Source organism: Fibrobacter sp., assembly GCA_012523595.1.
Classification (GTDB): Bacteria; Fibrobacterota; Chitinivibrionia; order Chitinivibrionales; family Chitinispirillaceae; genus JAAYIG01.
Map to the genome: position 1 here is coordinate 17,661 of JAAYIG010000196.1, position 9,602 is coordinate 27,262.

At 45.4% G+C, this 9,602-nt stretch carries 5 protein-coding genes; 3 read left to right on the forward strand and 2 right to left on the reverse strand.

Annotated features, from left to right (window positions below; genetic code table 11):
• Positions 1–106 precede the first annotated feature (106 nt).
• Positions 107–1,723: a CehA/McbA family metallohydrolase gene (locus GX089_12970; protein NLP03402.1), complete on the reverse strand. Its 1,617-nt coding sequence runs from the start codon at positions 1,721–1,723 to the stop codon at positions 107–109.
• Positions 1,724–1,829: 106 nt separating this feature from the next.
• On the opposite strand from GX089_12970, the gene GX089_12975 reads away from it, so the two are divergent.
• Together GX089_12975 and GX089_12980 are read left to right on the forward strand one after the other, a co-directional pair.
• Entirely contained in the window at positions 1,830–5,891 is a 4,062-nt protein-coding gene (locus GX089_12975) for a hypothetical protein (protein NLP03403.1), read from the forward strand.
• Positions 5,891–7,687: a BamA/TamA family outer membrane protein gene (locus GX089_12980; protein ID NLP03404.1), complete on the forward strand. Its 1,797-nt coding sequence runs from the start codon at positions 5,891–5,893 to the stop codon at positions 7,685–7,687. The genes GX089_12975 and GX089_12980 overlap by 1 nt, the downstream gene beginning before the upstream one ends.
• A gap of 14 nt (positions 7,688–7,701) precedes the next feature.
• Here GX089_12980 and GX089_12985 read toward each other — a convergent pair whose 3' ends face one another.
• On the reverse strand, positions 7,702–9,279 hold the full coding sequence (locus GX089_12985) for a radical SAM protein (GenBank protein ID NLP03405.1): 1,578 nt from the start codon (positions 9,277–9,279) through the stop codon (positions 7,702–7,704).
• A 117-nt stretch (positions 9,280–9,396) separates the two neighbouring features.
• Between GX089_12985 and GX089_12990 the strand changes: the two genes are divergently transcribed.
• On the forward strand, positions 9,397–9,602 hold a 206-nt coding region (locus tag GX089_12990; protein NLP03406.1), incomplete at its 3' end, for a hypothetical protein.

The following is a 9,602-nucleotide window of genomic DNA, read 5'->3' on the forward strand; positions in this document are numbered from 1 at the left end:
CAGTTCCGCCTGTTTTTTTTAAAGATTCCTCCTCGGGACTCATCGAAATGACATAGGTGAAATCACTAAATTCACTGGAGCTCCTCTGAAGGGAAAAAGCTTGTTATTATTGTAAAAAACATGGACTTGAGAAGGCTTGGCGGTGGAGAGGATTACCTTTGCTCGTTACCTCTGTGCGGATGTAGCCGGGCTTGTAAGAGTCCTGGACAGAGAAGGATTCATTGAATTCGTAAGTTCCGGGTTGACAGGACCTTGAGAATATTACTCGTTCTGAGGTGGAACCAGCGGAACAGGCCAGGACTTTGATCTCAATCAGTTGTCCGAACTCAGGGTTACTTACAGCATGTACGTATAACTCTCTGGTGGAGGAATCTATGTTTCTGCTGGAGATGGCGTGACTGCCGGGTAATGAGCTGTAATTTATTGATATATAAGGACCTGTGCTGACAAAGGTCTTTCCGTTTCTTATGCAATTAATAATGGAAGCTTCTGAGCTTTCTGTGGTGTACAGTCCGGTTTTCCCGCAACCCATAAACCTTTCTGAATTCTCATAGATACGCAGGAATGGGGCCGCAATAGCCCGGTAGCGGTTAAAGTCACCATGAGCATCGTTACCGGCCAGGAGCGGAATTCGTCTGCCTGACTGTAACATTTTGATCCATAACTCTTTACCTCTATCCCAGGAGCCATAGTATCCGCTGTTGTAGGCCTGGAAGGCATCCAGATCTGTTTCACAGTCTTTTATTGACCAGATGCCGCGGTGGAGAAAGATCTGCTGGAGCAGACCGGACCTTGCCCCGGGGTGTGCTGCGAAACAGATTCCTCCCTGCCTGTGTACCTCATCAACTGCTTGTGAAATCGTGAGTTGCTTGAATAACTCTCTGCTCTTCCTGCGCCCTCCATCGATGGCGCCCGGGATATATTCTCTGAGGCCCAGGGCACCGAGATGGACTGCCTGATTCCTGCTGTTAAGGCAGGTAATTTCCTCTCCCTGAAGCATGGTGGTTATAAATCTTTCTTTAAAATCTTCGCTGAGAGATTTCCATCTCGTAAGTGATTGATCCTGCTTAAGATAATCGGATATACTGCAAGCAAGATCGTAAGAATGATCTGTGATTCCTGCAAATGAGAGACCTGAGGCTGAGGCCATAAGATCGATGACTCTTAACGGGGGCCCGAACTCAACATGGCTTTGGGAGTACATGGAGTGCATGTGCAGGTCACCGTAGATACATAAGTCACTGCAGGGCAGGGGGTTAGATGAATTATAGCAGGTAAATGGAAGTTTGGATGAGGCAAAGAAGTTGTCATTGAGAACCGTTTTTACAGAGCGACCTTTCCTGTATGTGACTGTGGCATTTACAAAAAACTCTCCCTCCGGAAGTTTCTCTCTGGAAATGGTCATGACAAAAGCGCGGAGTTGCTTTTTAAGGGGGTGGTCTATCTCAAATTGCTGTAAGTCATTGAATTTAAACAGCAAAGGCTTGTGTGATCTCTCTGAGATGGTAACTGAAACAATGTCCGGTTCTATTGGAAAACGATGTATGTCGTTGGTTAATAACGAAATGGGAAGATCTTCCCCCGGATTTAGCCTTCTGGGCAGGTCGAAAACTATCTCTGGTTCTCTCTTATAGAGCACACTGGGAAAAAGGGGGAAAAACCGGAAATGAGTCTCCGCGTAAGCCGCTAAAAATGGGATAGTTGTTGCTGGTATGTCAAGCATAGGTTCGTTGTACAGTGAAACCTATAATATAGTCCATTAATGCCCTTAGTGGCTGATTTTTTAACTTGGTCGGTTGCATCACTTGAGTGTCTGGAAGGGTTCAGCTTTGAATAAGGCAGCGAAAAAGGGGCTGGTCTGGGTTTGCAGAGCCTTCGTTGGTTTGTTATTACTCATTGTCATAGCTGGAGTTACGGTTTATTTACTGGCTCATGCTCCATCGGGGCAAAATTTCATAATCAATATGGTTGAGGATAGGATCGATTCGGTTCTGCTTGGGGAGCTTTCAATAGGTTCTTTTCGTACGAATCTATTCTCCAGAATCGAAGTGTCAGATGTTGTAATCAGGGATAGATATGGCAGAAGTGACTCGGTATCGATAAAGCGTATCATCGCGAATTTCAATCTCTTACCGCTATTATTTAAAACTGTTCAGATTCATTCTGTTCTAATTGAAGGGGTAAAAGCCTCTTTATCGGTCACTCCGGATGGAAGGTACATATTCCCTGTGATGCCCGCAGACACAGTTGATGACACTCTGGATTTGATTGATTCTGAGAAAGTTAGCTGGAGAATAGAAATTGGTGATGCGCAGATAAGCGGGCTCAATGCTGTTTACATCGATAGTTCTCTGAACTTCTTTGGCAGGATATCCGATGCCTCTGCCAGTGCCCGATTTCACCGTATCGACTCTATTTCGTTGAGCTTACGAGTATTTGAGGGGTATTATGACAGCCCCTGGTGGAAAGGCAGCCTGGACACGATTACAGGTACAGGACATCTGAGTTTTACCGGGCTGGAAGTCTTTGATTTATATGCGGTTGGGTCAGGATCACAGGTGAAGGGGAGGGGCAGGATCCCTTTCTCGAAATATGGGAACTGGGATCTCTCTGCTGAGGCAGAATCAAAGATGGAACCTGTACTGGCGATTCATGGTCTTCTGAGTGGTGTGGCACCTCTGGGCAGGCTTTATGGGAAGGCATCCTGGAAGGGGACTTTACAGAGACCATTGCTTAATTTCCGGGGATACGGAATGGGGCTGAGGTATAAAGAGGTTGAGGTAGAATCGCTGTATGTTGATGGAAATTATGGACTTGATTCGGCTATCAAGGCCACTGTTAACCTTTTCTCATCTGCAGGGAATGCAACGCTGAATGCGATCTGGGAGATTCCCGGTCTGATGGAGGAACCGGTTTTCGGCAGGTATTCAGGAGATCTGCTTTCAGAGGGTATTGATCTGTCATTATTGGATGAAGAAAAGGTTTTTTCCAGGCAATTGTCTGGTTTAAAAGCTGGAGTGAAATTACATCTTCAGGGTACAGGGATTGAGGAACTTCCCGGTATTGCAGTGCTTGATGCAATCATGTCCTCGGGAAATCTGAATGATTCTTTGAGCATTGATGCAGAGTTAAAAAATGGTAACTGGCTGATTAACAGTGAGTTAGCAGACAACCGGTTTCAGGGTGAGGGGACCATTGAGCCACAGGGCAGATTGAATGGCGCTTTTAGAGGAGATTTTCACAATCTTGCTTCGCTGAGTAAGACTTTTCTGGGTGAGGAAATAGCAGGGAGGCTTCGGTTCAGTGGATATCTGAATGGAGAATTGCAGAATTTAAAGATCCGTGGTGAAGTTGTAAGTGATAGTGTGAGTTGGCTGAAGATGAAGATAGACTCAATGAGTGTAGTTGCTGATTATGGCGGGGGAAATCTTCGGATCGGGACTGCTTTTGTAAGTGGGATATCCGATTTGGGTGCGGTTCTGCAGTATTTCAGTATAGATAGTGGCGGAGGAAACCTGAATTTCGAGCTCAGGGGATCGGGACCTCTGGATAGTCTGAATTTTGAGAGCAGTTTTGTTGGAACAGGCTTTTACTATGGGACTTACAGGGCAGATAGTGTCTATGGAAAGCTTTCCATGAAAGATTCACGGAACATCAACTGGCAGGAGGTAAAAGTAACTAAAGATCACTCAGAGATAATTAGCACAGGAGCTTTAAATATCAATAACTTACAAATTAATGCCGATGCGTTGTTCCGGTCTGAAACTGGCAGATTTGCTGATGCTGGAAATTTACACTTCCAGGGTGTCCTGGGGGGAGATTCCCTGCATGGATCATTTCGGTTCAATGAAGTTTCTCTTTATGGACTCTCATCTTGGTTTCCCTGGTTAATGAACCGTGAGGGCATGGTTTCCGGGGAAGGTGGATACTGGGGTAGAATGGGTGATCTGCGGGGGCGATGGAAAGTTAAATATAGTAATCCGAGATTGAAAAATGAGCGGGTATTGTTTGCTGGCAGCAGTTTCTGGCTCAAAGATTCCCTTCTGAGTCTGGATTCTGAACTGTTTTTTCAAGGTTCTGAATCCAGTGTTGAATTTAATGCAGTGATACCTTTAAATCCCTCACTTGGATGGGTAGTTGATACATCCGGCGACAGGACTGCCAGTGCAAGGATCAAAGGAGATAGCCTGGATCTTGTTGATGTCAGTGTGCTTCTGGGAAGAGACTGGATTGCTGAGGGCCCGCTATCGATAGATCTGATTATGAGAAACCAGAATGGAATTTGGAGCTTAAGTGGAGGGGTTACCATTTCGAACGGTGGATTCAGGTATCATCCGGAGAACATCAGCGTTTCTGGTATCAATCTGGATGCAGCCCTCTCTGGTACGGTTCAGGAACCGACAGTCAAATTCATGGCTGAAACCGGTAAGGCAGAGATTCCGGGTGGGGTAATAGAGGATGCTTTTTTTAATGGGGTTACCGGCCTGGACACCCTGAGGCTCAGTGAAGGAAGAATATCTTTGCCTCATGGCGGGTTGCTTGAAATCAGTGGTCGGCTCCCTTTGGACAATCCAGATAGAAACCCACTTAGTCCGGGTCTGGAGTTAGATTTTGTGATCATGAAGTTTCCGCTTACATTGATTTCCTCCTTTTTCCCGGACAATACGATCAGAGGTGGTGAACTGAGGGGTTCCGGCAGGGTATGTGTTCTTAATAACAGACCGGTGTTAAACGGACAGTTGCAAATATCGGGTGGTGAGATCGGGTTTGTGGATATTGAGCCTTCGATCGAATCGATTAATGCGGAGATCTCGATGTCTGCAGATTCGGTGTTTATTGAGCAGTTTAGTGGAAAATGGGGTGATGGCAGATTCAATGGAACCGGTGCCATGGTCTGGGATATTTCCGGGTTGAGCAGTTTTTCAATCGATGCTTTTTCCCGGGATATCAGCTTTGAAATGATCGATGTTGCGGATATAAGGTTTAATTCTAGCGGCCTTAATCTGTCTAAAACACATAATGGGTGGCTTCTGTCAGGAAACATCGATCTGGGACCCACCAGGTATATCCGTGATATCAGGATTACAGATCTCACTGGTGAGAGGGTTACCAGACAGCCCGACCCGTTGCTCAGGAGCTTAAAACTACAGGTGAGAGTCAGTTCACTTGAAAATCTCACTGTTGAAATGAATCTGGGATATTTGGAAACCGAAGGGGAAGCGACGCTGACAGGCACAGCCGCACTTCCCAATTTTACCGGAGAGATCAGGATCAATTCAGGATATGTACTTTACCTTGATCGGAATTTTGAGATCGTGAAAGGATCGTTTTCCAGTTACGATCCTTATGAGTTCAATCCTATTATCAATCTTGAGGCACAGACAGAGGTTTTTTCCATTGCTGCCGGAACTGAGGAATTGCAGTCCTACACAGTATTCATGACCCTCAGCGGGACTTTGAAAGAGCCGCTGGTTATGTTTCGGGCGGAGGGGGAAAACGTAAGCGGATTGAGTCAGGCGGACATAATAAGCATCCTGACACTGGGCCAGCCATTGGGTGCTGTTGGCGGGGATCTTGGAGAGCGTCTGAGGACTTTTGCAGGAGAAAGCCTGTTGGGGTTTGGCTCCAGACAGCTTGAGCAGATACTTGGGATCGAGAGGATAGAGATAAGGGGAGATATTTTTGCTATGGATTCTGTGCAGAGTCCAAGGCTCGCCCTTACAAAACGTGTCGGACCAAGGCTTACTCTCTCATACGAGACCATGTTAGGAAACCTGGCTCAAAGGAGAATTTCGGCACTTTTTCGATTGACCAGAAGGTTTTTTCTCAAAGGGGAGACTGATAGTGAGGGAGGGTCGGGTATTGATCTGATCTTAAAACTGAGCAGGTAATGAAGCCGATCAGAATTATTCTGCTGTTTATTCTTCTGGTTCTTTCCAGATCTGCTGATACTCAGGCTAAGAGCAGAAGATGGAAGGTAAGGGAGATCAGTTTTACCGGAAACAGCACTTTCAGCAACAGAGAAATCTCAGATCTGATGGAGTTAAAAGCAAAGTGGCCCCTTTTCAATGATAACTTTTCCGAATTCCGTCTACGTTCTGATCTTTCAGCCATAGAGGACTTTTATCGTTCTCAGGGTTTTTTAAATGTTGATGTTAGAGCAGTGGAAATCAGTCGTGATGAATCTTCAAGGCGGGTAAGAATCAATATTGGAATCAATGAGGGTGAACGGACTTTGATTGGTTCTGTTCAGATCGTGCTTCCTCAGTTATCTCTGGATTCCACACTGTATCGCCAAATCTGGAGCAGACCAGACAAGCCTTTTATCAGGCAGATGGTTGAGGATGATGCAACTCTACTGGAGAGAAGGATTGCTGAGAAAGGCTATCTTGAAGCAAATACAAATACAGAAATAATTGTGGATTCTGCCTCTCATACTGCTGTTATAAGGTTTAATATCAAAAAAGGACCAAAAATTTCGGTTGGAGATATCCATATAGAGGGTGTTGAAAAGATTAACCCATTGGTAATTACCAGAGAACTGCAGTTTAAAAGTGGAGAAGTACTGACTCTGGGAAGGCTGAGGAAGTCAGAGATGCAACTCTACAGGACAAACCTGTTCAGCCTGATAAACATCGAACCGGAGTTGGGAGTGCTGGATACCTCAGATGTATCATTTCTTCCGGACTCAGCTTACCCCATCAGAGTGCGGGTTAATGAGGCAGATTTTTTTCGGGCAGAGATTGGAGCGGGATATGGCTCTCTTGAGGGATTCAGGGGATCATTGAGAGCTTCCTATGGCAATCTTTTCAGAGTGGGGCATAGATTAGCTTTTAAAGGCAATCTTTCCCGGAGAGTGCAGTTTGCAGAGCTGGTCTATACCATGCCCTGGTTTTTAAGTTTACCATGGCAATTTGATGGTTCGGTTTACTTTAACCGGTTCGATGATGAGGAGAATACATATTTTGGGGTTTTCAGGGGAATAAATCTGGCTGCAGGCCGGGAATCTGATTTCGGCCTGGCTTTCCGGATCTGGCTGAATTGGGAAGCTGTCGAGATACTGCCGGAGGAGAATACACAGAGTGTGGGTCTGGATTTAATCTATGATACCAGAAACGACCTGATTGATCCGGTCCGGGGGGGACTAAACCTGTTTCAGCTTGAAATTGCAGGGTTGACCGGATTCAGATCGAGCCAGTTTCTCAAGGTGATTAATGATAGTCGTATTTTCTGGAATATCAGAAACTTACGCTTTGCCTCAGGGTTGAAGCTTGGTTATGCCAGACCATTTGGAGCCACAGAAACAGTTCCCACTCAGGAACGGTTTTTCGCAGGAGGGCCTCGATCTGTCAGGGGATTTCAGGAGGGACATATCAGGGAGAATCCTGATGGCAGTTCAAAGAGCGGTACTTTGCAGTTGATTGCAAACATTATTGATTTCCGTTTTCCTCTTTTCTGGTGGTTTCAGGGGGCTCTTTTCCTTGATGCAGGGTATGTGTGGGAAGAGAATGAAATCTTAAATACTCCTTTTTCTGAATTGATGGGCCAGGTCAGATGGGGGGCGGGTTTCGGCTTGCGTCTGAATACTCCTATTGCGGTTATCCGTTTGGATGCGGGTTTTAAGATCAACAGACGGTCGGAAGAGAGGCCCTATGAACTGCATCTGGATATAGGACAGGCGTTTTGATTGGGCAGAATCACTTAGTCCAGAGAAGAAAAATACATATCTACCAGTTCATAATCCTGATTCCCGATCTCCTTCAGTTTAATACCTGAATCGGTCCTTATGTAGGTGTAAAGCCTTCTCTTTTCAGCAATTACATCTACAAGCGCCTGTTCGGAGCCGCTGAGGTTATCAGATTTTTGCAGATTGATGAACCGAGCCAGCCTGAAAGCTGTGATCATGGTCTGTGTGCTCAGTGAATTGTTCCAGGGATAGGCTGCTGATCCGGTGCACATAGCAGGGGAGAGATTATTAAAGGTGTGTTTGTCTTCAAATCCCTTTATTCCCGGTACAGGGTAGAACAGGGAGATACCGATCTCAGTAGGGCGCTTCTGCAGAAAGAGAAGGTTTTCAACAACAGTTTCTCTTGTATCGAGCGGAAGTCCGCAGATAAAGTAGGTTATAACAGGTATTTTGGCATTCTCAGAGATAGAAAGCAGTTCATCATAGCGTGAAAAATCAGCATTGCGTTTACTCTCCTTCAGGATGCTGTTGTCGGTGGATGCGAGGGAGAAATTGAACTGAGCCATACCGAGTTTTATCAGCTCATGACATCTTTGAGGGGTAAGGAGTCGGTAATCAAGACCGTTTTCAGCATAAATACGCACATCGGGAAAGTACCTTTTAAACTCCTTGATGCACTCTACCCAGAACTGAAAATCCAGAAGCAGATTGTCATCCTCGAAATTCAATATGTGCACATCTTCAGGAGAAACCCCGCTTTTTTGTATCAGGGAGTTGATTGAATCCTGAATCTTGCTGAAAGAAGACAGCCTGAACTCATCTCCATGGCAGAATCTGTTTGAGCAGAAACTGCAATCAAGCGGGCAGCCTCTGGATATGGAGATGCTGATCCTGGAAGACGCATTTGATCTGCCTAAGGCCTTGAAAGCAGGGGATATATATATAGCTGGCTCAATTTGTTCTTTAGAGGTAAATTCTTTTCTTGAGAAGTAAATATCGTCTTTGTCTTTCCATCCGAGATTTGGAATACCACCTGGATCTGAAGTCTTGCCTTCAAGGTAATCCAGAAACCGATACAGACTCACTTCAGCTTCACCTGCTATAGTGTAGTCTACCCCATTGGAACGGAGGAAAAACTCAGGGTAGGCGCTTACACCAGCTCCTCCCAGAACTACCGGGCAAGAAGGCAGCCGGGTTTTTATCTCCTCTGCAAGTTCTATAGCTACTGATCCATAGCACCAGGCGAAACAGGAGATGAAACAGATATCCGGGTTGAGACTGCTGATTATGCTTCCGCATTCTTTAATCTCCGGGCCGAAGTGTTTGTATCTGGTGAAGAAAGATGTTTTTCCGGTTTCGTTTTCTAGAATGTGAGGCTTAAGATGAGAGAGAGCTTCAGGAAGAGGTATATGAATAGGCCTTTTCCTCAGCAATGCAAAATTAAGCGGTATTGTGCGGATTCCTCTTCTTGCTAACAGATCAGTCACCAGCGATGCTCCCAGAGAGGTAAATCTGTGATGGGTGAAATAGAAATCCCGTACTGGCGGAGTAATGACCAGTGCTGTTTTAATATTGAGGGGTACAGGGTGCATCTGGTTTGGAATTCTCCTTAGTCGAAATTGTTACAAAAAAATAGTATGCACCTGGGTGAAGAATTAAACAATTGTGGAGGAGAATCGAATTAATGGCTCAGTAACAAAGGAGTGTGTTTGCGGTTTGATTTTGGTTATATGATAAATCTTGCTGGTGATCTGATCTCTCAGATTCCGGTAAATTACTTTGCTGCACAAAATAGCGGAAAACGTTCTATATCAATGGCTAAGGCACGAATTAATAAGACTTCACTTCAGGCTGCGATTATCAGTGCAGGGCTGGCAATTCCTCCGGGGGTTCTGGGATATTTCACTCTGGTTCC